At 65.2% G+C, this 25,059-nt stretch carries 27 protein-coding genes; 15 read left to right on the forward strand and 12 right to left on the reverse strand.

Annotation, left to right across the window (positions count from 1 at the left end; translation table 11 throughout):
* Positions 1-294: 294 nt before the first annotated feature.
* The 4 genes from ACO2Q4_RS08180 to ACO2Q4_RS08195 all read right to left on the reverse strand — a co-directional run bounded on the left by ACO2Q4_RS08180 (position 295) and on the right by ACO2Q4_RS08195 (position 2,816).
* Entirely contained in the window at positions 295-525 is a 231-nt protein-coding gene (locus ACO2Q4_RS08180) for a hypothetical protein (protein ID WP_311758562.1), read from the reverse strand.
* Between the two features lie 213 nt (positions 526-738).
* Positions 739-1,521 carry an iron chelate uptake ABC transporter family permease subunit gene (locus ACO2Q4_RS08185; protein WP_311758561.1) on the reverse strand — a complete coding sequence of 261 codons (783 nt, stop codon included), beginning with the start codon at positions 1,519-1,521 and terminating at the stop codon, positions 739-741.
* Positions 1,522-1,524: 3 nt separating this feature from the next.
* Positions 1,525-2,319, reverse strand: a complete 795-nt coding sequence (locus ACO2Q4_RS08190; protein ID WP_395132768.1) for a metal ABC transporter ATP-binding protein — start codon at positions 2,317-2,319, stop codon at positions 1,525-1,527.
* Positions 2,316-2,816: a Fur family transcriptional regulator gene (locus ACO2Q4_RS08195; protein ID WP_311758559.1), complete on the reverse strand. Its 501-nt coding sequence runs from the start codon at positions 2,814-2,816 to the stop codon at positions 2,316-2,318. Before ACO2Q4_RS08195 ends, ACO2Q4_RS08190 begins: the two co-directional genes overlap by 4 nt.
* Before the next feature lie 76 nt (positions 2,817-2,892).
* Here ACO2Q4_RS08195 and ACO2Q4_RS08200 point away from each other — a divergent pair, with 76 nt between their 5' ends.
* Both ACO2Q4_RS08200 and hemP read left to right on the forward strand, forming a co-directional pair.
* Positions 2,893-3,873, forward strand: a complete 981-nt coding sequence (locus ACO2Q4_RS08200) for a zinc ABC transporter substrate-binding protein (RefSeq protein ID WP_423318536.1) — start codon at positions 2,893-2,895, stop codon at positions 3,871-3,873.
* Positions 3,874-4,065: 192 nt separating this feature from the next.
* Complete coding sequence (gene hemP / locus ACO2Q4_RS08205) at positions 4,066-4,242, forward strand: hemin uptake protein HemP (RefSeq protein ID WP_311758557.1); 177 nt, start codon at positions 4,066-4,068, stop codon at positions 4,240-4,242.
* Positions 4,243-4,303: 61 nt separating this feature from the next.
* Here the strand turns inward: hemP and ACO2Q4_RS08210 are convergent, their stop codons facing one another.
* Entirely contained in the window at positions 4,304-5,881 is a 1,578-nt protein-coding gene (locus ACO2Q4_RS08210; protein ID WP_423318538.1) for a pseudouridine synthase, read from the reverse strand.
* Positions 5,882-5,989: 108 nt separating this feature from the next.
* On the opposite strand from ACO2Q4_RS08210, the gene ACO2Q4_RS08215 reads away from it, so the two are divergent.
* The 3 genes from ACO2Q4_RS08215 to ACO2Q4_RS08225 all read left to right on the forward strand — a co-directional run bounded on the left by ACO2Q4_RS08215 (position 5,990) and on the right by ACO2Q4_RS08225 (position 10,961).
* Positions 5,990-6,439 carry a nucleoside deaminase gene (locus ACO2Q4_RS08215; protein WP_423318539.1) on the forward strand — a complete coding sequence of 150 codons (450 nt, stop codon included), beginning with the start codon at positions 5,990-5,992 and terminating at the stop codon, positions 6,437-6,439.
* An 89-nt stretch (positions 6,440-6,528) separates the two neighbouring features.
* The gene (locus tag ACO2Q4_RS08220; protein ID WP_423318541.1) at positions 6,529-9,963 is read left to right on the forward strand and encodes a pyruvate carboxylase; all 3,435 of its coding nucleotides are present in this window, start codon (positions 6,529-6,531) and stop codon (positions 9,961-9,963) included.
* Positions 9,964-10,082: 119 nt separating this feature from the next.
* On the forward strand, positions 10,083-10,961 hold the full coding sequence (locus ACO2Q4_RS08225; RefSeq protein ID WP_423318543.1) for an MBL fold metallo-hydrolase: 879 nt from the start codon (positions 10,083-10,085) through the stop codon (positions 10,959-10,961).
* Between the two features lie 21 nt (positions 10,962-10,982).
* Here the strand turns inward: ACO2Q4_RS08225 and ACO2Q4_RS08230 are convergent, their stop codons facing one another.
* Positions 10,983-11,921 carry an XdhC family protein gene (locus tag ACO2Q4_RS08230; protein ID WP_423318545.1) on the reverse strand — a complete coding sequence of 313 codons (939 nt, stop codon included), beginning with the start codon at positions 11,919-11,921 and terminating at the stop codon, positions 10,983-10,985.
* Between the two features lie 149 nt (positions 11,922-12,070).
* On the opposite strand from ACO2Q4_RS08230, the gene ACO2Q4_RS08235 reads away from it, so the two are divergent.
* Positions 12,071-13,045, forward strand: a complete 975-nt coding sequence (locus tag ACO2Q4_RS08235) for a glutathione S-transferase family protein (RefSeq protein WP_423318547.1) — start codon at positions 12,071-12,073, stop codon at positions 13,043-13,045.
* A 14-nt stretch (positions 13,046-13,059) separates the two neighbouring features.
* Here ACO2Q4_RS08235 and ACO2Q4_RS08240 read toward each other — a convergent pair whose 3' ends face one another.
* Positions 13,060-13,719, reverse strand: a complete 660-nt coding sequence (locus tag ACO2Q4_RS08240; protein ID WP_423318549.1) for a flagellar hook capping FlgD N-terminal domain-containing protein — start codon at positions 13,717-13,719, stop codon at positions 13,060-13,062.
* An 11-nt stretch (positions 13,720-13,730) separates the two neighbouring features.
* On the reverse strand, positions 13,731-15,164 hold the full coding sequence (locus tag ACO2Q4_RS08245) for a flagellar hook-length control protein FliK (RefSeq protein WP_423318550.1): 1,434 nt from the start codon (positions 15,162-15,164) through the stop codon (positions 13,731-13,733).
* A gap of 142 nt (positions 15,165-15,306) precedes the next feature.
* Between ACO2Q4_RS08245 and ACO2Q4_RS08250 the strand changes: the two genes are divergently transcribed.
* The 6 genes from ACO2Q4_RS08250 to ACO2Q4_RS08275 all read left to right on the forward strand — a co-directional run bounded on the left by ACO2Q4_RS08250 (position 15,307) and on the right by ACO2Q4_RS08275 (position 18,447).
* Positions 15,307-15,513 carry a hypothetical protein gene (locus ACO2Q4_RS08250; protein WP_395132750.1) on the forward strand — a complete coding sequence of 69 codons (207 nt, stop codon included), beginning with the start codon at positions 15,307-15,309 and terminating at the stop codon, positions 15,511-15,513.
* Complete coding sequence (locus ACO2Q4_RS08255; RefSeq protein WP_423318552.1) at positions 15,510-15,821, forward strand: hypothetical protein; 312 nt, start codon at positions 15,510-15,512, stop codon at positions 15,819-15,821. Before ACO2Q4_RS08250 ends, ACO2Q4_RS08255 begins: the two co-directional genes overlap by 4 nt.
* Positions 15,822-15,986: 165 nt before the next feature.
* The gene (locus ACO2Q4_RS08260) at positions 15,987-16,826 is read left to right on the forward strand and encodes a flagellin (protein ID WP_311758546.1); all 840 of its coding nucleotides are present in this window, start codon (positions 15,987-15,989) and stop codon (positions 16,824-16,826) included.
* A gap of 69 nt (positions 16,827-16,895) precedes the next feature.
* On the forward strand, positions 16,896-17,261 hold the full coding sequence (locus ACO2Q4_RS08265; protein ID WP_423318554.1) for a flagellar biosynthesis regulator FlaF: 366 nt from the start codon (positions 16,896-16,898) through the stop codon (positions 17,259-17,261).
* Positions 17,258-17,662 (forward strand): flagellar biosynthesis repressor FlbT, encoded by a 405-nt coding sequence (gene flbT, locus ACO2Q4_RS08270; protein WP_311758544.1) that lies wholly within the window; start codon positions 17,258-17,260, stop codon positions 17,660-17,662. The genes ACO2Q4_RS08265 and flbT overlap by 4 nt, the downstream gene beginning before the upstream one ends.
* Positions 17,659-18,447, forward strand: a complete 789-nt coding sequence (locus tag ACO2Q4_RS08275; protein ID WP_423318557.1) for a DUF1217 domain-containing protein — start codon at positions 17,659-17,661, stop codon at positions 18,445-18,447. Before flbT ends, ACO2Q4_RS08275 begins: the two co-directional genes overlap by 4 nt.
* On the opposite strand, the gene ACO2Q4_RS08280 is transcribed toward ACO2Q4_RS08275, so the two are convergent.
* Both ACO2Q4_RS08280 and ACO2Q4_RS08285 read right to left on the reverse strand, forming a co-directional pair.
* Complete coding sequence (locus ACO2Q4_RS08280; RefSeq protein WP_423318559.1) at positions 18,441-18,737, reverse strand: DUF6525 family protein; 297 nt, start codon at positions 18,735-18,737, stop codon at positions 18,441-18,443. The two genes, ACO2Q4_RS08275 and ACO2Q4_RS08280, sit on opposite strands and share 7 nt — an antisense overlap.
* The gene (locus ACO2Q4_RS08285) at positions 18,734-19,963 is read right to left on the reverse strand and encodes a GTP-binding protein (protein ID WP_423318561.1); all 1,230 of its coding nucleotides are present in this window, start codon (positions 19,961-19,963) and stop codon (positions 18,734-18,736) included. Before ACO2Q4_RS08285 ends, ACO2Q4_RS08280 begins: the two co-directional genes overlap by 4 nt.
* Before the next feature lie 118 nt (positions 19,964-20,081).
* On the opposite strand from ACO2Q4_RS08285, the gene ACO2Q4_RS08290 reads away from it, so the two are divergent.
* Positions 20,082-20,978: a LysR family transcriptional regulator gene (locus ACO2Q4_RS08290; protein WP_311758540.1), complete on the forward strand. Its 897-nt coding sequence runs from the start codon at positions 20,082-20,084 to the stop codon at positions 20,976-20,978.
* Between the two features lie 169 nt (positions 20,979-21,147).
* Positions 21,148-22,554, forward strand: a complete 1,407-nt coding sequence (gene aspA / locus ACO2Q4_RS08295; RefSeq protein ID WP_311758539.1) for an aspartate ammonia-lyase — start codon at positions 21,148-21,150, stop codon at positions 22,552-22,554.
* Between the two features lie 37 nt (positions 22,555-22,591).
* On the opposite strand, the gene ACO2Q4_RS08300 is transcribed toward aspA, so the two are convergent.
* Complete coding sequence (locus ACO2Q4_RS08300) at positions 22,592-23,476, reverse strand: LysR substrate-binding domain-containing protein (RefSeq protein WP_311758538.1); 885 nt, start codon at positions 23,474-23,476, stop codon at positions 22,592-22,594.
* A 102-nt stretch (positions 23,477-23,578) separates the two neighbouring features.
* On the opposite strand from ACO2Q4_RS08300, the gene ACO2Q4_RS08305 reads away from it, so the two are divergent.
* A complete protein-coding gene (locus ACO2Q4_RS08305) occupies positions 23,579-23,836 on the forward strand; it encodes a hypothetical protein (RefSeq protein ID WP_311758537.1) in 258 nt (85 codons plus the stop codon).
* Positions 23,837-23,840: 4 nt separating this feature from the next.
* On the opposite strand, the gene ACO2Q4_RS08310 is transcribed toward ACO2Q4_RS08305, so the two are convergent.
* Positions 23,841-25,043, reverse strand: a complete 1,203-nt coding sequence (locus tag ACO2Q4_RS08310) for a pyridoxal phosphate-dependent aminotransferase (RefSeq protein WP_423318565.1) — start codon at positions 25,041-25,043, stop codon at positions 23,841-23,843.
* Positions 25,044-25,059 lie beyond the last annotated feature (16 nt).

Below are 25,059 nucleotides of genomic sequence, written 5' to 3' on the forward strand. Positions count from 1 at the left end.
AAATCTAAACGGGTTGGCGAGCCGGCGTGGCCGCTCACTCGCTGGTCAGTGTGGCAAGGCACGCACCCACCCCCGACCCACTGCGCCGTTGGAAATCCAGACAAGACCGCCGACGACGGAACGCGCGCGAATCCCCCCACACCCAGGACAGTCGGCGCCCAAAGCAGCGCGACCCTCAGTTCCCCGCGCAGGGATGCGTGGTTTTCTCAGATCATGCGCGCAAGCGGCGCTGAAACAAATGAAAAAGGGCTGACCACTGGGGTCAGCCCTTGATACCAAGTTTCCTTGCGGAAATTACTCGGCGGTGGTGGTGTCGTCGTCGTCGTCGTCATCGTCATCCGAAGCGACAGCGGCGATAACGCCCAGCAGCAGCAGAGCCGGAACGACGAGGCCAGCGTTGGTCGACGCGGGTTTCTCGTCGACGACGACCGGCTCGACATCCACGACGGGGGCGACGTAGCCGCCGGCGAGAGCGGACGATGCCGTCAGGCCGAGGGCCAGGGCAAAGGTAGCAACTTTGGTCATGATCATGCTCCGTTCAGTACTTTGAAGGCTGCCATCTCGGGCAACATCGGTGAGACAGTCGCATATTGCCAATGGCTTGGGAAGCGGTCTTGAAGGACGTGTTTCCAAGGCAATTCCGACTGTTGCATATTAGCCAACACCCTTAGGTCTAGGCGGCTAGCCGCTTGCTGGCTGGCCGGTTCCCGCCAACGCCGGAACCCGAATATGACAGCATTATTTCCGGTAAAATACTAGGGACAAAGCATAAAACAGGGCCGAAATTGCGACGATCGAGGGTCCGGCCGGGGTGTCCATCACAAGACTGGCCCAAAGGCCGCCCAGAACCGCGAGAATCCCGATGAAAGTGGCGGAACCGGCCATTCCCTCGGGCGTTTTGGCGAATCCTCGGGCAGCAGCGGCCGGCACGATCAGCATGGCCGATATCAGCAGCGCCCCGACGATCCGAATCGCGATCGCAACAGTCACCGCAAGGGCCAGGGACAGGATCAGGCGCTCATGCTCGGGGTTGATGCCGGCGGCCATCGCCAGCTCTTCATTGACCGAGGCCGTGACCAGCCGCTGCCAGCGCCAGAGCAAAACCGACAGGACCAGCACCGCCCCCGACCAGATCCACATAAGATCTGTCCGCGTCACCGCAAGGATGTCGCCGAACAGATAGGTTTCCAGGTTCAGACGCAACTGGGGGATGAAGCTTGCCGCCAGCAGGCCAAGGGCCAGCGCCGAATGGGCGATCACGCCCAGCACCGTATCCATCCCCTGCCCGCGTCCGGTCAGCCAGGCGACCAGCAGCGCCATCCCGATCGCGACAGCCAGCGTGCCCGTATAAAAGGGCAGCGCGAAGCCAAAGCTCAGCGCGACGCCCAGGATCGAGGCATGGGCGGTCGAATCGCCGAAATAGGCCATGCGCCGCCAGACGACGAAACAGCCCAGCGTGCCAGTCGCCAGCACCAGACCCAGCCCCGCCAGCAGGGCGCGCATCAGAAAATCGTCGAACATGGCCTAGCCTTGCTGGTGGTGATGATGGTGGTGATCGTGGGCATGGTCATGCCCCGAATGCGCATCATGGGCGACATGGTCGTGATCATGGTCATGATGGTGGCGATAAAGCGCCAGCGTGCCCTGCGACTCGGCGCCGAACAGCGCGCGATAGGCAGGGGCCGCACTGACCGCCTGAGGCGTCCCCTCGCAGCAGACATGCCCGTTCAGGCAGATCACCCGATCCGAGGCGCGCATGACCACCAGCAGGTCATGGCTGACCATCAGGATCGCAACCCCGGTCTGGGCGCGGACCTCCTCGATCAGCTTGTAGAAGGCGACGATGCCGGGCTGGTCCAGGCCCTGCGTCGGCTCGTCCAGCACCAGAAGCTGGGGATCGTTCAGCAGCGCGCGGGCCAGCAGGACGCGCTGGAACTGGCCGCCGGACAGCGAAACGATCTGCCGCGCCTGCAGACCCTCGACCCCGGTGCGCTCCAGAGCGGCGGCGGCATCGGCATCGCTGACACGCTTGGGCAGGGACAGGAAGCGGCGCACGGTCATCGGCATCGCCCGTTCGATATGGACACGCTGGGGCACATAGCCGATGCGCAGCCCGGCCAGCCGCTGGATGCGACCTGCGTCCAGCGCGATCTGGCCCAGAAGCGCACGGACCAGCGTCGACTTGCCCGAGCCGTTGGGCCCGACCACCGTGACGATCTCGGCCGGGTCGATATGCATGTCGATATGGTTCAGCACGGGAAGGTCACCGCCGGGATGACTGACGGTCAGGCCACGGGCCTCGATCAGCGCGGCGCTCATTCCGGCTGCTTCCCGGCGCAGCGGCTGCACAGGCCCAGCATCTCGACGGTGCCGCGCTCGACGGTGAAGCCATGCGCCTCGCCAAGGGCAAGGATAGCGGCGCGCAGCTCGGGGCTTTCGGCCTCGGCCACCTGCTCGCAACCGCGGCAGATCAGGAAGGCGGGGGAATGGTCGCGCTTGTCCGACAGGCAGGCGGCATATGCGTTCAGTCGGCGCACGCGATGCGCGAATCCCTGCTCGACCAGAAAATCGAGCGCGCGATAGGCGACCGGGGGCTGCTTGCCGAAGCCTTCGGCGGCAAGCCGGTCCAGCACCTCATAGGCGCCCATGGCCTTGTGCGATTCCAGCAGGATCTCCAGCACGCGGCGGCGCACCGGGGTCAGGCGCACGCCCTCTTCCAGGGCCTGTTCCTCGGCGCGGCGCAGGACGGTGGCGGCGCAATGGGCATGATCGTGGCTGTCGAAAGGGTCGGCCGGACCCGGAGCATGAGCAGACATGTTACAACATCACATTTTTCTTGACGAGTTACGGTATAACATAAATAAACACGCCGTTTCCGCAAGAGAGCCCATCATGCACATCATCCAAAAGCCTTGCCTTTCGCTTGCCGCCCTGACCCTGCTGGGACTTGGCGCGCTTCCCGCCCATGCCAAGCCGCCGGTCGTCGTCGCCGACATACCGATCGTCGGGGCGATGATCGGGCAGGTCATGGGCGATCTGGGCGCCCCCGTGGTGCTGATGGAGGCGGGCGGCGATCCCCATGACTATCAGATGCGGCCCAGCCAGGCGCGGGCGCTGAACGGCGCGGACATGCTGGTCTGGGTCGGCCCGGCCTTGTCCCCCTGGCTAAGCCACGCGGCGCAGGGGCTGAAGCCCCAGGACAGCCTGGCCCTGCTGGCGCTGCCGGGCACCCATACCCGCGAATTCGGCGCGGCAGGCGGGGATCACGACCACGATCATGATCACGACCACGACCACGACCACGACCACGACCATCAGGGCGGCGACAGCGATCATGATGGCCACGATCATTCCGGCAAGGATCCCCATGCCTGGCTTGATCCCGCGAACGGGGCGGCCTGGCTGGATGCCATCGCCGACGCGCTGGCCGAACGCGACCCGGACAATGCAGCCACCTATCGCGACAATGCCGCCAGGGGCGTGGCCGAGATCAAGGCTGCGGACGCCGACAACATGGCACGCCTTGCCCCGTTCAAGGACAGCCGCTTTGTCGTCTTCCACGACGCCTATGGCTATTTCACCGAGCATTACGGACTTCAGCCCGCCATCGCCGTCAGCCTTGGCGACGCCTCGGCCCCGTCGGCAGCGCGGCTGAAACAGATCCGGGACGAGATCGCGGGCCAGAACGCCGCCTGCGCCTTCCCCGAGGCGAACCACGACGCGCGCCTGCTGGCGGCCGCGACCGAAGGCACAGACATCCGCCAGGGCGCGGCGCTCGCCCCGGAAGGCAAGCCGTCCGAAGGCCCCCTGTCCTATCCCCAGTTCCTGCGCGACATGGGCGGCGCCATTGCCGATTGCCTGGGCCAGAAGTGACACAATATTGGCCGGGCGGGGCGACCCGCCCGGCCCACCAAGCCGGAAAGACGCGGATTTTCAGACATATGGAGCAGGAAAGAACGCCGGCGAGATTAAATCCGACTCTTTTCCTTTGACATACCATATGTTTTTTGTCAGGTTCACCTCACAAGCGTTAGACACCCGCGACCGCAGAACGAGGAACTGGACATGACCGCGACCCGCCCCGCCGAATTCACGCGCCCCGGTGTGACCGCACTGCAGCGCCTGCCCCAATACGAAGCCGAAACCCTGACCAATGGTGGCAACCAGGCCCTGATCATTCTGGGCGATCAGGTCTATAACCTGCGCATCACCCGCGCCGGCAAGCTGATCCTGACGAAGTAACCGGCCTCCCCGGATTGAAAAGGGCGCGGATTTCTCCGCGCCCTTTTTGGTATTCAGGCGATCAGCCCTTGCGCGGCCCACGCGCGGGACCGCGATCCGATCCGCCCCGCGGACCGGGCTTGGCACCCGGCTTGCCAAAGGGTTTGCCGCCGGGCTTGCCGCCAAACGACTTGCCGCCGCGCTCACCCGGCTTGCCGAAGCTCTTGCGCTCACCGTCCTCGCGACGCGCGAACGGCTTCCGGTCATCCCCTTCCCGGCGGGCATAGGGCTTGCGGTCGCCGTCTTCACGCTTGGCGTAGGGCTTGCGATCACCATCCTCGCGGCGTGCGAAGGGTTTGCGGTCATCCCCTTCCCGGCGGGCATAGGGCTTGCGGTCGCCGTCTTCGCGCTTGGCGTAGGGTTTGCGATCACCATCCTCGCGGCGGGCGAACGGCTTGCGGTCCTCCCCATCGCGACGGGCATAGGGCTTGCGGTCGCCGTCTTCACGCTTGGCGTAGGGTTTGCGATCACCGTCCTCGCGACGCGCGAACGACTTCCGGTCATCCCCTTCCCGGCGGGCATAGGGCTTGCGGTCGCCGTCTTCACGCTTGGCGTAAGGTTTGCGATCTCCATCCTCGCGGCGTGCGAACGGCTTGCGGTCATCCCCATCGCGGCGGGCATAGGGCTTGCGGTCGCCGTCTTCACGCTTGGCGTAGGGTTTGCGATCTCCATCCTCGCGACGCGCGAACGGCTTGCGGTCATCTCCCTCGCGGCGGGCATAGGGCTTGCGGTCGCCGTCTTCGCGACGGGCAAACGGCGCGCCCGAGCGGCCCTCGCGCTCCTCCCCTGCGGCGCCGCGATCGCGGAAACTGCGGGGCTTCGCATCGGTTTCTTCGCCGGTCAGCAGGCCGCCCAGCTGGTCGCGCAGCACCTTGCGCTTGATCTCGCGGACTTCGTTCTCTTCCATGCCGGTCAGCTTGAAGGGACCATATCCCACGCGGATCAGGCGGTTCACGATCAGCCCGACATGGTTCATGGCACGGCGAATCTCGCGGTTCTTGCCCTCGCGGATGCCGACCGTCAGCCAGGCATTCGCCCCTTGCTGGCTGTCAAGCTTGATCTCCATCGGAGCGAAGTCCTCGCCATCGATGGTGACGCCGCGGCGCAGGGGCGCAAAGGTCAGGTCGTTCGGCGTGCCGTTCACCCGCACGCGATAGCGGCGCAGCCAGCCGGTGGTCGGCAGTTCCAGCCGACGCTTCAGCTCACCGTCATTGGTCAGCAGCAGCAGCCCTTCGGAGTTGAGATCGAGGCGGCCGACGGTCATCACCCGCGGCAGATCGCGCGGCAGCGCGTCGAACACCGTCTGGCGGCCCTTTTCGTCCGACTCGGTCGTCACCAGGCCCAGCGGCTTGTAATACATCCACAGCCGGGTTTCCTGCGGCTCTTCAAGCTTCTTGCCGTCGACGGTGATGCGGTCGCTCGGCAGCACGTCCAGCGCGGGGCTGTCGATCTTCTTGCCGTTGACGCTGACGCGGCCTTCGATGATCATCCGCTCGGCTTCGCGGCGGCTGGCAACGCCGGAACGCGCCATCACCTTGGCGATGCGGTCGCCCTCGGACTTCTGGGATTCGGATTCGGGGGTGTCGGGTATATCGGTCATAGCGATCTCCTGCGCATCTCTGCGGTAGCAAAAGCGGGCGAATACGACATAACGCATAACATGGAAAGCGGTTCTTGCGCGCCATCGCGTCTCGCGCCAGAAACCCGCATGGAGTTTTCATCGCATATGCCCGCGGCCCTGGACGAGGCCCGCTCCGCCGCCGCCCGCGGCGAGGTGCCGGTGGGCGCGGTCCTGACCGATGCCGCGGGCCGCGTGCTGTCCCGCGCTGGGAACCGGACGCGCGAATTGGCCGATCCGACCGCCCATGCCGAGATCCTGGCGATCCGCGACGCCTGCCGCGCCATCGGTTCGGAACGGCTGCCCGGCGCGCGGCTTTGGGTGACGCTGGAACCCTGCCCGATGTGCGCCGCCGCAATCTCGGCCGCACGGATCGAGGTTCTTTATTACGGGGCCGATGATCCCCGCATGGGCGGCGTCAGGCATGGGGCGCGGGTCTTCGACCATCCGCAATGCCACCACCGCCCCCAGATCTTCGACGGGCTGGCCGCAGCCGAGGCGCGCGACCTGCTGTTGGCGTTCTTCCGCGAACGGCGCTGACCGGTACCTTCGGCTGACAACCGCACAGGACACTTGCGCTGCAATGCAGCATGGCTAGCATGTCTTCCCGGGATACCGGGGGAGAAGAGATGTTCAGCAAGATCCTAGTTGCGAACCGAGGCGAGATTGCGATCCGCGTGATGCGGGCTGCGAACGAGCTTGGGAAGCGGACGGTTGCGGTCTATGCGGAGGAGGACAAGCTTGGCCTTCACCGTTTCAAGGCGGACGAGGCGTATCGGATCGGGGCGGGTCTTGGCCCGGTGGCGGCCTATCTGAGCATTCCCGAGATCATCCGGGTGGCGAAGCTTTCGGGGGCGGATGCGATCCATCCCGGCTATGGGCTTCTGTCCGAGAACCCCGATTTTGTCGATGCCTGCGCGGCGGCCGGGATCGCCTTCATCGGTCCGACCGCGGACACGATGCGGGCGCTTGGCGACAAGGCCAGCGCGCGGCGCGTGGCGATTGCCGCGGGCGTGCCGGTCATTCCCGCGACCGAGGTGCTGGGCGAGGACATGGAGGCGATCAAGGCGGAAGCCGCCGCGATCGGCTATCCCCTGATGCTGAAGGCGTCATGGGGCGGCGGCGGGCGCGGCATGCGCCCGATCCAGAACCCCGAGGAATTGCCCGAGAAGGTGCGCGAGGGCCGGCGCGAGGCCGAGGCCGCCTTCGGCAATGGCGAGGGCTATCTGGAAAAGATGATCCTGCGCGCCCGCCATGTCGAGGTGCAATTGCTGGGCGACAGCCATGGCGGGCTTTACCACCTTTACGAACGCGACTGCACGGTCCAGCGCCGCAACCAGAAGGTGGTCGAGCGCGCCCCCGCCCCCTATCTCTCCGAGGAACAGCGCGCCGAGGTCTGCGAACTGGCGCTGAAGATCGGCCGCGCCGTCGGCTATCAGAACGCCGGCACGGTCGAGTTCCTGATGGATATGGACAGCCAGTCCTTCTACTTCATCGAGGTGAACCCGCGCGTCCAGGTCGAGCATACCGTGACCGAGGAGGTCACCGGCATCGACATCGTGCAATCCCAGATCCTGATCGCCGAGGGCGCGACGCTGGCGCAGGCGACCGGCGTGCCCAGCCAGGCGGACGTGCATCTGAACGGCCACGCGCTGCAATGCCGGGTCACGACCGAGGACCCGCTGAACAACTTCATCCCCGATTACGGCCGCATCACCGCCTATCGCAGCGCGACCGGCAACGGCATCCGCCTTGACGGCGGCACCGCCTATTCGGGGGGCGTCATCACCCGCTATTACGACAGCCTGCTGGTCAAGGTCACGGCCCATGCCCAGACCCCGGAAAAGGCCATCGCGCGGATGGACCGGGCCTTGCGCGAATTCCGCGTGCGCGGGGTGGCGACGAATATCGAGTTCGTCATCAACCTGCTCAAGCACCCGACCTTCCTGGACGACAGCTACACCACCAAGTTCATCGACACGACCGAGAACCTGTTCCACTTCGCCAAGCGCCGCGACCGGGCGACGCGGATCCTGACCTATATCGCCGACATCTCGGTCAACGGCCACCCCGAGACCGCGGGCCGTCCGCGCCCGCCGGCCGAGGCGCGCACCCCGGTTCCCCCGAAACCCCGCGCCGAGCCGGTGCCCGGAACCCGGCAATTGCTGGAGGAAAGCGGCGCACAGGCCGTCGCCGACTGGATGCTGGGCCAGAAGCAACTGCTGATCACCGACACCTCGATGCGGGACGGGCATCAGTCGCTGCTTGCGACGCGGATGCGGTCCATCGACATGATCCGGGTCGCGCCCAGCTATGCCGCGAACCTGCCCGGCCTCTTCTCGGTCGAGTGCTGGGGCGGGGCGACCTTCGATGTGGCTTACCGCTTCCTGCAGGAATGCCCCTGGCAGCGGCTGCGCGACATCCGCACGGCGATGCCGAACCTGATGACGCAGATGCTGCTGCGCGCCAGCAACGGGGTCGGCTATACCAACTATCCCGACAACGTGGTGCAGGAATTCGTGCGCCAGGCGGCGGAAACCGGCGTCGATGTGTTCCGCGTCTTCGACAGCCTGAACTGGACCCCGAACATGCGCGTCGCCATGGATGCGGTGGTCGCATCGGGCAAGATCTGCGAGGGCACGATCTGCTATACCGGCGACATCCTTGACCCCGACCGCGCCAAGTACGACCTGAAATACTATGTCGCGATGGGCCGCGATCTGCGCGACGCGGGCGCGCATGTTCTGGGGCTGAAGGACATGGCGGGGCTGTTGAAGCCCGCTGCGGCCAGCCTGCTCGTCAAGGCGCTGAAGGAAGAGGTCGGGTTGCCGATCCATTTCCACACCCATGACACCGGCGGCATCGGCGGCGCGACCATCCTGGCCGCGGCGGCGGCGGGGGTCGATGCGGTCGATTGCGCGATGGACGCGCTGTCGGGGAATACCAGCCAGCCGACGCTGGGCTCGATCGTCGAGGCGCTGCGCCATACCGATCGCGATACCGGGCTTGATATCGGCGCGATCCGCGAGATCTCGAACTACTGGGAATCGGTCCGCGCGCAATACGCGGCCTTTGAAAGCGGGTTGCAGGCCCCGGCCTCGGAGGTCTGGCTGCACGAGATGCCGGGCGGCCAGTTCACCAACCTCAAGGCGCAGGCACGCAGCCTTGGGCTTGAGGACCGCTGGCACGAGGTCGCCCGGACCTATGCCGAGGTGAACCGCATGTTCGGCGACATCGTCAAGGTCACGCCCAGCTCCAAGGTGGTGGGCGACATGGCGCTGATGATGGTGGCCCAGAACCTGACCCGCGCCCAGGTCGAGGACCCGGCGACCGAGGTGTCCTTCCCCGACAGCGTTGTCGACATGATGCGCGGCAATCTGGGCCAGCCCCCGGGCGGCTGGCCCGAGGCGCTGCAAAGGAAGGTGCTGAAGGGCGAGACGCCGCTGACCACCCGCCCCGGCGCCAGCATGGCCCCGGTCGACATCGAGGCCGTGCGCGCGCAGCTTTCGGCCGAGCTGGACGGCAAGCCGGTCGATGACGAGGACCTGAACGGCTACCTGATGTATCCCAAGGTCTTCACCGACTACATGGCCCGGCACGAAGCCTATGGCCCGGTCCGCACCCTGCCGACCCGCACCTTCTTCTACGGCATGGAACCCGGCGACGAGATCGAGGCCGAGATCGACCCCGGCAAGACGCTGGAGATCCGCCTGCTGACCCTGGGAGAGACCGACGAAAAGGGCGACGTGAAGGCCTTCTTCGAGCTGAACGGCCAGCCCCGCGTGATCCGGGTGCCGAACCGGCTGGTGAAGTCCCAGGCCTCGGCCCGGCCCAAGGCCGACCCCGCCAACGAAAGCCATGTCGGCGCCCCCATGCCCGGCGTCATCGCCTCGGTCGCGGTCACCGCAGGCCAAAAGGTCCATCCCGGAGACCTGCTGCTGACCATCGAGGCCATGAAGATGGAAACCGCAATCCACGCCGACCGCGAAGGCACAATCAAGACACTCCACGCCACACCAGGACAACAAATCGACGCAAAAGACCTCCTCGTCGAGTTCGGGTAGGAAAAGGGGCCTTCGGGCCCCTTTTTCCCTTTCGCGTGCGCCGAGTTGCCTGACCGCCGCGCTTTGCATATGAAGTGGAAGACGTTCCGGTATTTTGTAAATTCGGAGACCCGAATTCCATGTCCAAGGCCCCAGACGTAACAGGTTTCTACGAAGCGCGCAGCGGATCGATCCAATATGTCGTGGCCTGCCCCGAGACGGGGCAATGCGCGATCATCGACCCCGTGCTGGATTTCGACGAGAAATCGGGCGCTACCGCCACGGTCGAGGCCGACCGGATCCTGGAATTCGTGCGGACGCGCGGCTATCACGTCCAGTGGATCCTGGACACCCATCCCCATGCCGACCACTTCTCGGCCGCCGATTACCTCAAAAGCCGGACGGGTGCGCCTGTCGGGATCGGCGAGAAGGTGGTCGAGGTCCAGAAACTGTGGAAAGATTTCTACAACTGGCCCGATTTCCGTGCCGATGGCAGCCAGTGGGATCACCTGTTCGCCGATGGCGAAGAGTTCCGGCTGGGCAACATTCCCTGTCGCGTGATGCTGTCGCCGGGGCACACGCTCGCCTCGGTCACCTATGTGATCGGCGACGCGGCATTCGTCCATGATACGCTGTTCATGCCCGACAGCGGCACGGCGCGCGCCGATTTCCCCGGTGGCAGCGCGCATGTCCTGTGGCATTCGATCCAGGCCATTCTGGCCCTGCCCGACACCACGCGGATCTTTACCGGCCATGACTATTGCCAAGGGGGGCGCGAACCGGCCTGGGAATCGACCGTGGCCGAACAGAGGGCCACGAACATCCACATGTCGAAATACCTGACCGAGGGCGAATTTGTCGTCGCGCGCGAGGCCAGGGACCGCAGCCTGCCAATGCCCAAGCTGATCCTGCACGCCCTGCAGGTGAACACCAATGCCGGCCGCCTGCCCGAGCCCGAGGCGAATGGCCGCCGTTACCTGAAGATCCCGCTGGACCTGCTGCAATCGCCCTGGGCCTAGCGCGCCGGGCGGATGCCTGTATCAGCCAGCAGACACGTCCTGCATGGCCACGGCCAGCACCTCGGCCAGGACCGAGGCCGCCAGCGTTCGGGCATCGCGGGTCGAGGGGATCAGCCCGATCGGTCCGCGCAGCCGCGCCAGCCGGTCTTCGGCCAGACCCGCGGCGCGCAGTAGACGGAAGCGCTCAGCCGCAGCACGGCGACTGCCCTGCGCCCCGACATAGAAGGCCGGCCCCTGCAGCAGATGCGCCAGGATTGCGGGCTCATGGTCGTGATCGTGAAAGAACAGAACCCCTGCGGTGAAGGCATCGACCGGCACCCGCTCCAGTGGCGACGGCCCGACAAGATGCACGCCACGGATCGGCGGGCCCGCAATCGCCAGTGTCTCGGCATCGGGCGAAGCAAGATGCGTCTCATAGCCCGCGCCCGCCGCCATACGCGCAAAGGCCAGCGCCTCGGGGCCCTTGCCGAAGACCGCGAAACGCGGGTCGGGATCGACCCGAAGCCGCAGCACGGCATCGTCTGCCGGGGTCGTGGACAGGGTCCTGCCCAGCCACAGGTTGATCGGCCTGCGCCCCGCAAGCGCCGAGCGGATCGGAGCAAGGCTTGCGGCATCGGGGACCGCCATCACCCGGATATCCAGACCGCCGCCGCAGGGCAGCTCCAGGTCCCGAAACGGCGACCCCGCGCCATAGCGCAGGTCGCGGGGTTGGCCACTGGCCGCAACCTCGCGCGCGTGACGTGCGACATCCGCGTCAATGCACCCCGAGGACAGCGAACCCCACATCTCTGCGTCCGGACCGATAGCCATTGCCGCCCCGACCGGACGATAGGACGGCCCGTCCACACCGGCGATAAAGGCAAGCGCCACCGGCTCGCCAATGCCCAGCGGCAGGTCGGAGGCGCGCAGCCGCACCTCTGCCAGCACGCGGCCCTGGGGCGCGGCGCCTTCGTCCCTCATCCGATGTATTCCCTTTTCGTCGGCATGGTCCTGCCCGTTCCGGCGCGCCCATCGTCCGGGACAAGGGCCGCGCGCCCGGTGCATCTTCCGATTGCACCCAACGCGATAGTCGCCACATTCTGCCCCGGACGCAAGCCAAGGGGGCAAGGATGGGACGACTGGTCGACGGCATCTGGCATGACGAATGGTATGACACCAAAACCACGGGTGGACGTTTCCAGCGGACGACGACGTCGTGGCGGAACTGGATCACCCCAGACGGTGACCCCGGCCCCTCGGGCGAAGGCGGCTTTCCTGCCGAAAGCGGGCGGTATCACCTTTACGTCTCCTACGCCTGTCCCTGGGCGCACCGGACGCTGATCTTTCGCGCGCTGAAGGGGCTGCAGGATTATATTTCGGTCTCGGTCGTCCATCCCGACATGCTGTCCGAGGGCTGGACTTTCTCGACCGATTTTCCCGGTGCCACGGGTGACGGGCTGTTCGGACTGGATTTCCTGCGCCAGATCTATCTGCGGGCCGACCCCCTTGCTTCGGGACGGGTCACGGTGCCGGTCCTGTGGGACAAGCAGCGAGGCACCATCGTCTCGAACGAAAGCGCCGAGATCATCCGCATGTTCAACAGCGCCTTCGACGGACTGACCGGCAACCGCGACGATTACTGCCCAGCCGCGCTGCTGGCGCAGATCGACGAAATGAACGACCGCGTTTACGACCGGGTGAACAACGGCGTCTACAAGGCCGGCTTCGCCACGTCGCAACAGGCCTATGACGAGGCGGTCCACCCGCTGTTCGACACGCTCGACTGGCTTGAGGCGCATCTGGGCCAGAACCGTTACCTGTGCGGAACGCGCGCGACCGAGGCGGATTGGCGGCTTCTCACCACCATGCTGCGCTTCGACTCGGTTTATCACACCCATTTCAAGTGCAACCGGAAATGGCTGCGCGAATACCCGAACCTGTGGGGTTGGACGCGCGAACTGTATCAGTGGCCCGGCGTCGCCCCGACGGTCGATTTCAACCATATCGTGCGCCACTATCACTATAGCCACGACACGATAAATCCGAACCGAATCATTCCGATCAACCCGATCATCAATTGGGACGAACCGCATGGCCGGGGCTGACCCCCGGTTGCGTTCTATTCCCTAAGCGCGGTGACCTCGGACGGGGAAACCGCGCTGTTGCCTGTCAGGATCAGCAGGGGACCCGCGTCCGAAAGCTCGGCTCCGGTCACGCGACTGTACGCGGGCACCTGGGTCGAGCCGATCACCTCGCCGCCCGACAGCGAATCCAGCCGGAACTGATACAGCCCATCGGGCAGGACAGCACCCGATTGATCCTGCGCCAGCCAGTCGACCTCGCCCGCGCCGGTCCCGATCGCCTCGCGCCCGACCTCATTCCCCGAGGCGTCCAGCGTCACCAGCTGTGCTGCATCCGCACCGGCCGTGGGGTCGATCTGCAAGGTCAGCGGCTCGCCCTGGAACCAGACGGGGCCGGTTGTCCTGACTTCGCGCCCGATCCAGTCGGCAAGCTGGCCAAGCTGGCCGTTCGACCCCGAGACCATCTGCTCAAGCAGCGAGTTGGTCCTGACCTGCTGCTCGACCCCCGAAAAGGTGGCCAGCTGGACGGCGAAATCGCTGCTGTCCATCGGGTTCAGCGGGTCCTGGCTTTGCACCTGCGTCGTCAACATGCGCAGGAAGGTCTGGTAGTCGCCCCCGACCGAGGTGGCCGAGGCAGTGCTGGCAGTCGAATTCGCCGTGGTCGAGCTGCCATAGGTGGTGCCGATGCCTGTAACCATGAGTGTCCCTTTCAGATACGAATGTCGATTTGCCGGCCCGCGACGGCGCGTGGCGTCACGGACTTTTCGGCAACGGCTTCGCCCTCCTCGACGGAAAGGCGGGCCTGCGCGAAGGGCGACCGTTCGGGGCGCTGCCATTGCGGATTGTCCGCCCCGCCATCCCCGAACGAGATCGAGGCGCCGCCCAATCCGGTATCGCGCAGTTCGCGCGCCAGCAGCTCTCCGTTCCGGCGCATCAGGTCCAGCACATCGCGATTCTCGGCATGGACGGTGACGACCGGATTGTCGCCCGGCGTGATGACCAACCGGACCTTGCCCAGTTCCTCGGGGGAAAGCGTGATCTCGATCTGATTCTGCTTGGCATCCGCGGCGCGTTCCGCAACCTGGCGAATGATCCGGCGCGGTTCGGCCAACGGATGCGCAAGCGTCAGGCCGGCGGACTGAACCGCCCCCTCGGCGCGACGATCGCGGGGCAGATGCACCGTAATCCCCGCCGCAAGGCCGGGGTCGGTCGCGGGCATGGCGGCAGAGGGGTCGGTGACCTGCGCCGGGGCACTGGCAGCCACGGCCGGGGATGCCGGGACTGGTCTGGGATAGGCACGCGGCTGCGTCGCAGCGGCGGCAACCTCGGGGGCAGATGGAGCGGCTTCGGCAGTGGCCGGTCGGGACGCGGCGGGGGCCAGCGCGACGTCACCCCCGCGCCGTTCAGACGTGGCGGGAGCGGGTCGAAGGGGAAGTGCGCCGGGCGTCATGTGGGCCGCCGCGACTTCAGGACGCGTCGCAAACTCCGGGGAACGGGACAGATCCTGCCGCGACGGGGCGGACTGGATCGCCGCCGTCGGCGCAGAGGCCGCTTGCGGCACGGGTGTGGCCTGCGCGCCCGACATCGGCGGCAAGCCTTGCAATGGCCGCGTAAAGGACCCGGCTCCGACCATCGGCGTGGGCGGTAACGGGACAGCGACAACTTGAAGCTCCGCGGCATCTGGCCCGGACAGACTGCCGTCCCCACTCTGCACGGGCGGCGAAGCCAGATCCGGGGTTCCGCGATGGAGTGGCAGACCTGAGATCGGAACGCCGCCGTCCGACGTAACTTCGCCCTGCAACGAAGGCGCGCGATCGGCCGGCAGAGCCTCAGGATCGGGCGTCGGGCTGGCTGTCGCAATCGGAACCAGACCTGACATCGCGACGACCGGGCTTGGGACCGGCATCGCAACCGCGACCTGCGTGTCAGGCTCTGAACCATCAATCCGGATCGCCTCGGCGTCCTCATCGGGTTCCGACGCCACTTCCTCAGGCAGCGGGCTGGCGGGGACGGGTTCCGCGCCAAGATCAAGTTCCATTTCAAAGCTGTGGACCTCGGCCGTGTCGTCCACCTCAGCGGGTGGCTGGGCCTTCAGTCCGGAAAGTGCCGTTGCCAGCAGATTTTCGATCGCGCCAATAATCATTTTCAAACCAATCTGATTTGCCGCCGGTCTAGCCGTTCCTGATTACCAAATATTTACCGCAGGAAAATAAAACAGCTATCGCATTGAGAATGAGGCATCCATGAATATCACTTCTGTTTCTGCATCCCCGAATATTAAGACCATGAAAACCACAGCCGTCGAAGATGGCATTGAAAAGGCATTCCTTGCCGAAATGCTGAAATATGCCGGGCCGCAGCCCCTTTCCGGAGAATTTGGCGGCGGCATCGGCGAGGATCAGTTCTCAAGCATGATGACCGATGTCCACGCCACCGCGATCGCCGCGCGAATCGATCTGGGGCTGCTTCGCAAGACAGGAGAAGGGGCATGATCGACATCGCGAAATTGCGTGACGCGCGACTGGCCCTGCAGGCGGGGCGCTTTGACCTGGCCGAGGAAATCCTGGCGAAATTCCGGGAAACCGACCTGCGCCATGCCCGTAGCCCATTGGAAAAACGTCAGATATCCGACGAGTTGGGGCAGATCCGCTCGCTTTCCGCAGCCATGCGGGATGGGTTGGCGCTGGCGCGGGAACGGATCCGGCAGATCCTTGGCGCGTCGCGGCGGCTGGAAACCTACGACCGTGCGGGGTCGCGTCAGGTCGGCGCGACTGCGCCTTCCGAAGTCGGAAGATTTTGAATCAATTGCCGCGATCAATCGCGTTGATCGGATTTCCGGATTCAGGATTTATTCACCACCGGCGCATATGGTCGCCAATGTGCAGAACGCATCGGTGAAAGCCGCAGGTCAGAAAGGCCTTGTGTCAATGGGGGATAAAACTGCCCCTTTCAAGGAGTGAAATAAATGTCCAGCATTCTGACCAACAGCTCTGCCCTTGTCGCCCTGCAAACGCTGAAGGGCATCAACTCGAACCTCGCAAAGACCCAGACCGAGATCTCGACCGGAAAATCGGTCGGCTCGGCGCAGGACAATGCGGCGGTCTGGGCCATTTCGAAGACGATGGAGACCGATCAGGAATCCTTCAAGACCATCCAGACCAACCTGAACGTCGCCGGACAGACCGTGGCGACGGCGCGGGTGGGCGCCGAACAGGTGCAAAGCCTGCTTCAGGAAATGAAGCAGCTGGCAATTGGCGCCAACCGCAGCGACGCCGATTTCGACACGATCGAGACGCAGATGTCCGCGAAGCGGGACCAGATCGCCTCGATCGTGGCGGGAACGCAGGCCAACGGCGTCAACCTGCTCAGCACCAACGGGGTCAACGGGGCGACGACCTATTCGGTCATCGGCTCGATGGACCGCAGCGGCGCGACGGTCAGCGCATCGAAGATCGACGTGGAAAGCGTCGACTTCGAGGCAAGCATCGTGGGCGGCACGGTGACGACAATCTCGGACCAGGCTTCGGCCGCGACCGCACTTGACGACATCGAATCGCTGCTGGGCGTGGCGATCGCCGGCGCGGCCGAACTCGGCTCGTCCGGGCAGCGGATCACCGACCAGGTGAATTTCGTGTCGAAGCTGACCGACTCGCTGAAGATGGCGGTCAGCTCGCTTGTCGATGCCGACATGGAGGAAAGCTCTGCCCGCCTGCAGGCGCTGCAGACCCAGCAGCAGCTTGGCATCCAGGCGCTGTCGATCGCCAACCAGGCGCCGTCCTCGATCCTGTCGCTGTTCCGCGGCTGATAGAAACCGGCGGGGGCTTCGCAAGCAGCCCCCGCCGCCTTCGGTTCAACCCCAAGGGGAAGCACGATTTTGAACGCGATCATGCCTTTTGCCGAACGCGCCTATGGCAGCCCCGCATTAAGGGGTGCCAAGGACATGGAATACGACGCCTTTTCGCGCGTGACGCGAATGTTGCATCTGGCGCCGCGCGAATGTCGCTCGGACGCGACGGTCGTCGCCGTCTCACGCAACAACGAATTGTGGACGCTGCTGGCCACCGATCTGGCAGACCCCGCGAACGGGATCGAGGATCAGGTCAAGGCCGGGCTGATCTCGCTTGCCATCTTTTCGCTCAGGCACGGCCAGTCGGTACTGAGCGGAAAGGCCACGACCGACGCCCTGATCGACATCAATCTGGCCGTGATGAAGGGCCTGCGCGGCGAGGGCGCGGCATGAGCGGGCTGATCCTGAAACTTGCCCCCCGCGAAAGGGTGCTGATCAACGGCGCGGTGATCGAGAACGGCGATAAGCGCGCCCGACTGTCGGTCAGGTCGCCCAATGCCAATATCCTGCGCCTGCGCGACGCAATCCATCCGGACGAGGCCCAGACGCCCGTGTCGCGCGTCTGCTATATCTGCCAGCTCGTCATCAGCGGCGATGCGGACGAAACGCAGGGCCGGATGCAGGCCTTGCACGGTGTCGAACAATTGTCGCGCGCCCTGCCTGACAGCGACAGCCGCGGCATCCTTGACACCGCGACCAAGGCGCTGATCGACGGGAACTATTATCTTGCCATGAAGCAGCTTCGCACCCTGCTTCCGCGCGAAGCGCGGTTGCTGGCGCAGGTCCAGCCATGACCTATCAGGTCCAGGTCGGCCAGGGCGGCTATACCGGCTGGAAGCTGCTTGAGCGCACGGCCGAGACCCAGCGCGCCACGCTGGCCCGCGACCCCGAAATCCTGCGCTCGCGCACCTATTTCGCCGAGAAGCTGCCGCAGGTGAAGACCGCCGACCAGATGGTCTCGGATTACCGCCTGCTGAACGTCGCCCTGCGCGCCTTTGGCCTTGAAGCCGACATGAAGAACCGGCTGTTCATCAAGAAGGTGATTGAGGCCGACCCGAACGACAGCAACAGCATCGTCAACCGCCTGTCGGACAAGCGCTATCTGAACCTGAACAGGGCCCTGGGCATGGGACAGGCCGGGGGTGCGACCGAAGGCGCCGCCGATGTCGGCGCGATCCTGGATCTTTACGTCTCGAAAACCTTCGAGCGGAACATCGGCGACAGGTATCAGGAAATCGAACTGGCGCTGAACGCGCGGCGGGAATTGCCGGCGCTGGCCGAGTCCGGTTCCAGCGACAATACGAAGTGGTATCAGATCCTCGGCTCGCAGCCCCTGCGCAAGATCTTCGAGGGGGCCTTCGGTCTGGGGTCCACCTTCGGGCGGCTGCCCGTGGACCGGCAGGTGGACGAGATGAAAACCCGGCTGGAGAAGATGACCGGCAGTTCCTCGGTCGCTCAATTCGCCGAGCCGGAAAAGCTGGAAAACCTGCTCAAGACCTATCTGCTGCGATCAAGCATCAACAGCGGCGCGTCGGCCACGCCCTATTCGGCGGCGTTGACCATCCTGCGGGGCTATTGACCGGGGGCCTGCGCGCCTCCGCAGGCTGGATGGGACGCGCCCCAGACCCGTATCGCGTCGCGAGCCAGGTGCCGCGCCTCGATCGCGTCAAGCCGGGATCGCGCGGCAAGGGGACAGTTCCCGGCCTGCGCCATCGCACGGCGCCAGTGCCGCAGGGCCGAACGCGTGCTCCAGGACAGCACCGCCCCCGCCAGCCAATGGCGCAGGTCGGCAGGCAGGGCATCATAGCGCTGCATCGGGTGCAAGACGGTCCGGGCGCGCAGCGAAGTGGACAGATTGCCCCGGCTCATGCGGGACTGGCCAGCGCTACGGCCGCGCCCTGATCCCAGCGCGGGAAGGGATCGGACAGATCCGCCCAATCTTCGGGCGAGAAGCCGGGCACCATCAGCAGCGCGTCGTCCAGCGCGCGGCCGATCGCCTCGGCATCCATGCCCGAGCCGATGAAGACCAGTTCCTGCCGACGGTCGCCAAAGGGCTCGACCCAGTGCCGGCGGATCTCGGCCCGCGCCTCGGGGTGGTCGGGCCAGCGCTGGCGCGGAACGGACGCCCACCAGCGACCCAGCGGCGCCACGCTGGACATCGCGCCCGCAAGGCTGAACTCGGCCACCCAATCGGGGCGGGTGGCAATCCAGAAATGCCCCTTGGCCCGGATCACCCCTGCCAGCCCACCCCCAAGCACCGCGTGGATGCGGCGCGGATCAAAGGGACGCCGCGCGCGATAGACAAAGGACGAGATGCCGTATTCCTCGGTCTCGGGCAGGTGCTCGTCAAAGCCGTAAAGCTCTTTCGCCCAAAGCGGATGTTCATGCGCGCGGTCGAAATCGAACAGCCCGGTGTCGAAGATCTGGTCCGCCTGCACCCGGCCGTGATCGGTCTCGACCAGTCGCGCATCGGGGTTCAGCGCACGGATGATCCGCCGCGCCTGCTGCAAGCGCCCTGCCCCGGCATCGCCCACCTTGTTCAGGACGATCACATTCGCGAATTCGATCTGGTCGGTCAGCAGGTCGACGACGCTGCGGGGATCGTCAGCGCCCAGCGACTCGCCACGCTGGATCAACCCGTCGCGGCTGGCAAAATCTGCGGGCAGGTTCACCGCATCGACGACCGTCACCATGCAATCCAGCCGCGCCACATCGGCCAGGCTGTCCCCGTCCTCATCGCGAAACTCGAAGGTCGCGGCCACAGGCAGGGGTTCGGCGATGCCGGTCGATTCAATCAGAAGGTGGTCGAAGCGGCCTTCTTCGGCCAGCCGGCGGACTTCGACCAGAAGATCGTCGCGCAAGGTGCAGCAGATGCAACCGTTGGTCATCTCGACCAGCTTTTCCTGCGTCCGGGACAGGTCGCTGCCCGCGCGCAGCAGATCCGCATCTATGTTCACCTCGGACATGTCGTTGACGATCACCGCGACACGACGACCTTCACGATTGTTCAGCACATGATTCAGCAAGGTCGTCTTGCCCGCGCCAAGAAAGCCGGACAGGACGGTGACGGGCAGGCGATGGTCGCGGGTGGTCATGGCTTCCTCATTTTTGCAATGTTATTACATCACCATTATCGCCATGCGCCCCTTGCTGCAACCGGCTTTCGGTGGCGGCGGCCTCAACGCTCGGTTAAACCGGGACAAAGGAGGGCCGATGGACTTCAAATGGCTCGAGGATTTCCTGACCCTGGCCGAGACGCGCAGCTTCTCGCGTTCGGCAGAATTGCGCGGCGTGACCCAAAGCGCCTTCAGCCGCCGCATCCGCTCGCTTGAGGAATGGATGGGCGCCGACCTTGTTTCGCGCGATGGCTATCCGGTGACGCTGACGCCCGAAGGCGTGCTGTTTCGCGAAACGGCCGAGGAAGCGGTGCGGATGCTGAATGCGCGCCGGGTCGAGTTCCGCGACCATTCGCGCGCGCGCGGCGGCGAAATCTCGTTCCTGTCGCTGCACAGCCTCAGCGTGACCTTCCTGCCCGGCTGGCTGATGCGGCTGAAGGCGGCGGCGGGGCAGATGACCAGCCGCGTCAAGCCCGAGAATTTCGACCGCTGCATCGAGGCCCTGTCCGAGGGGGGCTATGACTTCTTCCTGACCTATGCCCATCCCCAGGTGAACATTCCACTGGACCCGGCGCGCTATCCCCATCTGGTGATCGGGCATGACAGCCTTGCCGCGGTCGCCCGCCCCGGTTGGCCCGCGGAATGGCTGACCGAGGGGATGCCGCTTCTGCAATATTCGCGCGGCTCGTTCCTGAACGCGATGACCCGGATCGCGCAGGAACAGCAGGGCGCGCCCCGCGTCTATGTCGCCCATATCGACGAAGCGTCCATGGCCGAGGCGATGAAGGGCATGGCCATCGCCGGTCACGGCATCGTATGGCTGCCGCGCCTGCTGGTCGGGGCCGAGATCGAGGCCGGGCGGTTGGAAGTCGTCGCCCCGGAACTGCCGATGGAGATCCGACTTTACCGCAACCCCTCGCGCGGGCGGGGGATCACCGGGCGGGTCTGGCAGGTGGCCGGAGAGCTTGGCGAAAACTATGCGGATTCGGAATAACCCAGCGCGACTTGGCATTGGATATCACCTTCGCACGGGCCTAGATCGCAAGTGACCAAGGGCGAAAAAACCTTGGAAACCTGATAAGATACCATTCCGAAAACCTGCCTTTCCGGAACGGCCCCGCCATTGTCGCGCGGGGACGGTGGATGCGCAGCCGAGGTGAACAATGACGAAGACCCGTATCGACCACGATCTGCTTGGCGACCGTGAAGTTCCCGCCGATGCCTATTGGGGTGTCCACAGCCTGCGCGCTGTCGAGAATTTCCCGATCTCGGGGCGCAAGGTCGGGGAAATCCCCGAACTGGTCAGCGCGCTGGCCGCGATCAAGCAGGCGGCGGCCATGGCCAATGCCGATCTGGGCCTGCTGTCGCCCGAACGCCGCGACGCCATCGTCGCCGCCTGCCAGGAGATCCGCTCGGGCAAGCTGCATGACCAGTTCATCGTCGACCAGATCCAGGGCGGCGCGGGCACCTCGACCAACATGAATGCGAACGAGGTCATTGCGAACCGCGCGCTGGAAATCATGGGTCACGCCAAGGGCGAATACAAATTCCTGCACCCGAACGAACATGTGAACATGAGCCAGTCGACCAACGACGTCTATCCGACGGCGCTGCGGCTGGCTTCTTGGAAGGGGCTGCAAAAGCTCATCAAGCAACTGGCCTCGCTTCGCGGCGCTTTCGAGGCCAAGGGGGCCGAGTTCGGCGATATCCTGAAGATGGGCCGCACCCAGTTGCAGGAAGCCGTTCCGATGACGCTGGGACAGGAATTCAACGCCTTCGCCATCACCATCGGCGAGGATGAGCAGCGCTTGGCCGAGGCCGCGCAGCTGATCTGCGAAATCAATCTTGGCGCCACGGCCATCGGCACCGGCATCACCGCCCATCCCGAATATGCCGAACGCGTGCGCGCCCGTCTGGCCGAGATCACCGTGATCCCCGTCGTCACCGCCGCAGACCTTGTCGAGGCAACATCGGATACCGGGGCATTCGTGCAGGTCTCGGGCGTGCTGAAGCGCGTCGCGGTCAAGATCTCGAAGATCTGCAACGACCTGCGGCTGTTGTCCTCGGGGCCGCGCGCCGGCTTCAACGAGATCAACCTGCCCGCCAAGCAGGCCGGTTCGTCGATCATGCCGGGCAAGGTGAACCCCGTGATCCCCGAGGTGATGAACCAGATCTGCTTCGAGGTGATCGGCAACGACATGACAATCACCATGGCGGCCGAGGGTGGACAGCTTCAGCTGAACGCCTTTGAACCCGTCATCGCCTATTCCATGTTCCGCTCGGTCGATCACCTGGTCGCGGGGCTGGCGACGCTGGAGGACAACTGCGTACGCGGCATCACCGCGAATCGCGACGTGCTCAAGGAAACCGTGCGGCGCTCTATCGGGATCGTGACCGCGCTGAATCCCTATATCGGCTACGCTGCAGCAACCGAGGTCGCGACCGAAGCCCACCTGACCGGGCGCGGCGTCTATGAACTGGTGCTGGAAAAGGGCCTGCTGCCGAAAGAGCGGCTGGACGCGATCCTGCGCCCCGAAACACTGACCCGGCCCGTTCCCTTCGTGGCCTGAGCAATCCCCTGCCCCCAGGGGTGACGCGACCCCGGCCTCAGCCGGGGTCGCAAGATATTTCGTCCAGCAAGAAGGCGCGGAACTTGCGGATCGCCGGCCGGTTGCGCCGACCCTGCGGATAGACCAGCCAATAGCCCCGCCCGTTCTGCGAGACCTGCGGGAAAGGCTGGATCAGGCTTCCCGTCGCCAGCTCGAACCGGAAGAAGCGCGGCGTCAGCAGTGCGACACCATAGCCCGCCAGCGCCGCCCGTGCCTCGTGCAGGTCGGTGGACAGCGTCAGCCCGGCGCGCGGCGGACATTCGGGATATTCAAGCCCCGCCTCGGCCATCCAGACGCCCCAGTTTTCGTCGCTCGCATCCAGCAGGGGCATGCGCAGCAGGTCCGCCGGTTCGCGCAGATCGTGCTTTTTCGCCATCTCGGGAGTCAGCATCGGGGTGTATTCGACATTCATCAGGAAATGCGAGGTCAGCCCCGGCCAATCGCCCTGCCCCGACCGGATGGCGACGCTGATATCCTCGCGCCCGAAATCGACGATGTTGTCGCTGGTCTCCAGCCGCACGGCCAGGTTCGGATTGCTCATCTGGAACTTGCCCAGCCGCTGCGACAGCCACGCCCCGGCAAAAGTCGGCACGGTCGAGATCGAGAGTGTCGAGACCGCGTCCGCCGCCGGATCGGCAAAGGTTTCGCGCAGCATGTCGAAGGCGTCGATCGTCGGGCGGGCGAACAGCGTCCCGGTCTCGGTCAACGAGATTTCACGCGTCTTGCGCAGGAACAGGGGCACGCCCAACCGCTCTTCCAGCAGGCGGATCTGATAGCTGACGGCGGCCTGGGTCATGCCCAGTTCTTCGGCCGCTCGGGTAAAGCTCAGGTGGCGGGCGACAGCCTCGAAGGCGCGCAGTGCGGCAAGGGGCGGAATCGACATAAGCCGGCCTTATGGATGCTTGCAGAGGCTTTGTTGGTCAGGAGCCGCCGGACAGTAGCATAGTGCTTATCCATCAACCACATGCTTGTGGAGGAGTAAGCAATGTTCGCGAGTGATTTCACCCGGCAGCCCCGCGGGCTTGCCGACCGGCTGCTGACGCTTCTGGGCTTCAGGAAAGCAGGTGATCCGTGCCTGCGGAATGTCGTCACCGACCGTTACGCGGCGCTGGATGACCCAGTGACCCGCAAGGCGCTGGCCGATCTGCCGCCGCACCTGCTGCGCGATGTCGGCGTCAGCGTGGATACCCCCGACCGCAGCCAGCCGGTCGAGGGTGAGGCCTTGCGCAAATACCTGTGGTAGGGGCTCAGACGAGCCCTTCGCAGAACCGGCGGATGCGGTCGCACGCATCCGTCAGCACCTCGTCCGAGGTTGCATAGGAAATGCGGAAATGCGGGCTAAGGCCGAAGGCCGCGCCGAACACCACCGCAACCCCCGTCTCATCCAGCAGCGCGGTGGCGAAAGCCTCGTCATCCGTGATCACCGTGCCCCCGGCCGAAGTCTTGCCGATCAGGTCGCGGATCGAGGGGTAGACGTAGAACGCACCCTGCGGCATCGGGCAGACGATTCCGGGACATTTGTTCAGCCCCTCGACCACCAGATCACGGCGGCGCTGGAACACGGCGCGGCTGGTTTCCACGTAATCCTGCGGTCCTTCCAGCGCGGCAAGCGCCGCGAACTGGCTGATCGAAGTCGGGTTCGAGGTCGATTGCGACTGCAACTTGCCCATCGCCTTGATCAGCTCGACCGGACCTGCGCCATAGCCGATGCGCCAGCCGGTCATGGCATAGGACTTGCTGACCCCGTTCATGGTCAGCGTGCGGTCTTTCAGGCCCGGTTCGACCTGAGCGGGGGTGACGAAGCGGAAATCGTCAAAGACCAGATGCTCATAGATGTCGTCGGTCAGCACCCAGACATGGGGATGACGCATCAGCACGTCGGTCAGGCCGCGCATAGCGTCCTCGTCATAGCCCGCCCCGGTCGGGTTCGAGGGCGAGTTCAGGATCAGCCATTTCGTTTTCGGCGTGATCGCGGCCTCAAGCTGCTCGGGGCTGATGCGGTATCCGTTCTGCATCTCGGCCTCGACCACGACGGGCGTGCCGCCAGCCAGCAGCACCATGTCGGGATAGCTGACCCAATAGGGCGCGGGGATCACCACCTCGTCGCCGGGGTTCAGCGTCGCCATCAGCGCGTTGTACAGAATCTGCTTGCCGCCGGTGCCGACGGTGATCTGGGCGGGGGAATAGTCCAGCCCGTTCTCGCGCCGGAACTTGTCGCAGATGGCGCGCTTCAGCTCGGGAATGCCATCGACGGCGGTATAGCGGGTATGGCCCGCGTCGATCGCGGCCTTGCCCGCTTCGCGGATATGTTCGGGCGTGTCGAAATCGGGCTCACCCGCCGACAGGCTGATGATATCGCGCCCTTCGGCGGCCAGTTCACGGGCACGGCCGGTAATGGCGATGGTGGGCGAGGGTTTGACGCGGGCGAGCGTCTGGGACAAAAGGCTCATCGAATGCATCCTGCGG

The sequence above is a fragment of the Paracoccus sp. KR1-242 genome, from assembly GCF_049446195.1.
GTDB lineage: Bacteria > Pseudomonadota > Alphaproteobacteria > Rhodobacterales > Rhodobacteraceae > Paracoccus > Paracoccus broussonetiae.

Coding starts and splice junctions, on each gene's coding strand:
- ACO2Q4_RS08200 (WP_423318536.1), top strand. CDS start 2,893: ATGCACATCATCCAAAAGCCTTGCCTTTCGCTTGCCGCCCTGACCCTG.
- ACO2Q4_RS08310 (WP_423318565.1), bottom strand. CDS start 25,043: ATGAGCCTTTTGTCCCAGACGCTCGCCCGCGTCAAACCCTCGCCCACC.
- ACO2Q4_RS08300 (WP_311758538.1), bottom strand. CDS start 23,476: ATGTCGATTCCGCCCCTTGCCGCACTGCGCGCCTTCGAGGCTGTCGCC.
- ACO2Q4_RS08250 (WP_395132750.1), top strand. CDS start 15,307: ATGAAAACCACAGCCGTCGAAGATGGCATTGAAAAGGCATTCCTTGCC.
- ACO2Q4_RS08185 (WP_311758561.1), bottom strand. CDS start 1,521: ATGTTCGACGATTTTCTGATGCGCGCCCTGCTGGCGGGGCTGGGTCTG.
- ACO2Q4_RS08260 (WP_311758546.1), top strand. CDS start 15,987: ATGTCCAGCATTCTGACCAACAGCTCTGCCCTTGTCGCCCTGCAAACG.
- ACO2Q4_RS08215 (WP_423318539.1), top strand. CDS start 5,990: ATGGAGTTTTCATCGCATATGCCCGCGGCCCTGGACGAGGCCCGCTCC.
- ACO2Q4_RS08275 (WP_423318557.1), top strand. CDS start 17,659: ATGACCTATCAGGTCCAGGTCGGCCAGGGCGGCTATACCGGCTGGAAG.
- aspA (WP_311758539.1), top strand. CDS start 21,148: ATGACGAAGACCCGTATCGACCACGATCTGCTTGGCGACCGTGAAGTT.
- flbT (WP_311758544.1), top strand. CDS start 17,258: ATGAGCGGGCTGATCCTGAAACTTGCCCCCCGCGAAAGGGTGCTGATC.
- ACO2Q4_RS08195 (WP_311758559.1), bottom strand. CDS start 2,816: ATGTCTGCTCATGCTCCGGGTCCGGCCGACCCTTTCGACAGCCACGAT.
- ACO2Q4_RS08230 (WP_423318545.1), bottom strand. CDS start 11,921: ATGAGGGACGAAGGCGCCGCGCCCCAGGGCCGCGTGCTGGCAGAGGTG.
- ACO2Q4_RS08210 (WP_423318538.1), bottom strand. CDS start 5,881: ATGACCGATATACCCGACACCCCCGAATCCGAATCCCAGAAGTCCGAG.
- ACO2Q4_RS08305 (WP_311758537.1), top strand. CDS start 23,579: ATGTTCGCGAGTGATTTCACCCGGCAGCCCCGCGGGCTTGCCGACCGG.
- ACO2Q4_RS08225 (WP_423318543.1), top strand. CDS start 10,083: ATGTCCAAGGCCCCAGACGTAACAGGTTTCTACGAAGCGCGCAGCGGA.
- ACO2Q4_RS08255 (WP_423318552.1), top strand. CDS start 15,510: ATGATCGACATCGCGAAATTGCGTGACGCGCGACTGGCCCTGCAGGCG.
- hemP (WP_311758557.1), top strand. CDS start 4,066: ATGACCGCGACCCGCCCCGCCGAATTCACGCGCCCCGGTGTGACCGCA.
- ACO2Q4_RS08235 (WP_423318547.1), top strand. CDS start 12,071: ATGGGACGACTGGTCGACGGCATCTGGCATGACGAATGGTATGACACC.
- ACO2Q4_RS08240 (WP_423318549.1), bottom strand. CDS start 13,719: ATGGTTACAGGCATCGGCACCACCTATGGCAGCTCGACCACGGCGAAT.
- ACO2Q4_RS08280 (WP_423318559.1), bottom strand. CDS start 18,737: ATGAGCCGGGGCAATCTGTCCACTTCGCTGCGCGCCCGGACCGTCTTG.
- ACO2Q4_RS08190 (WP_395132768.1), bottom strand. CDS start 2,319: ATGAGCGCCGCGCTGATCGAGGCCCGTGGCCTGACCGTCAGTCATCCC.
- ACO2Q4_RS08220 (WP_423318541.1), top strand. CDS start 6,529: ATGTTCAGCAAGATCCTAGTTGCGAACCGAGGCGAGATTGCGATCCGC.
- ACO2Q4_RS08180 (WP_311758562.1), bottom strand. CDS start 525: ATGACCAAAGTTGCTACCTTTGCCCTGGCCCTCGGCCTGACGGCATCG.
- ACO2Q4_RS08290 (WP_311758540.1), top strand. CDS start 20,082: ATGGACTTCAAATGGCTCGAGGATTTCCTGACCCTGGCCGAGACGCGC.
- ACO2Q4_RS08285 (WP_423318561.1), bottom strand. CDS start 19,963: ATGACCACCCGCGACCATCGCCTGCCCGTCACCGTCCTGTCCGGCTTT.
- ACO2Q4_RS08245 (WP_423318550.1), bottom strand. CDS start 15,164: ATGATTATTGGCGCGATCGAAAATCTGCTGGCAACGGCACTTTCCGGA.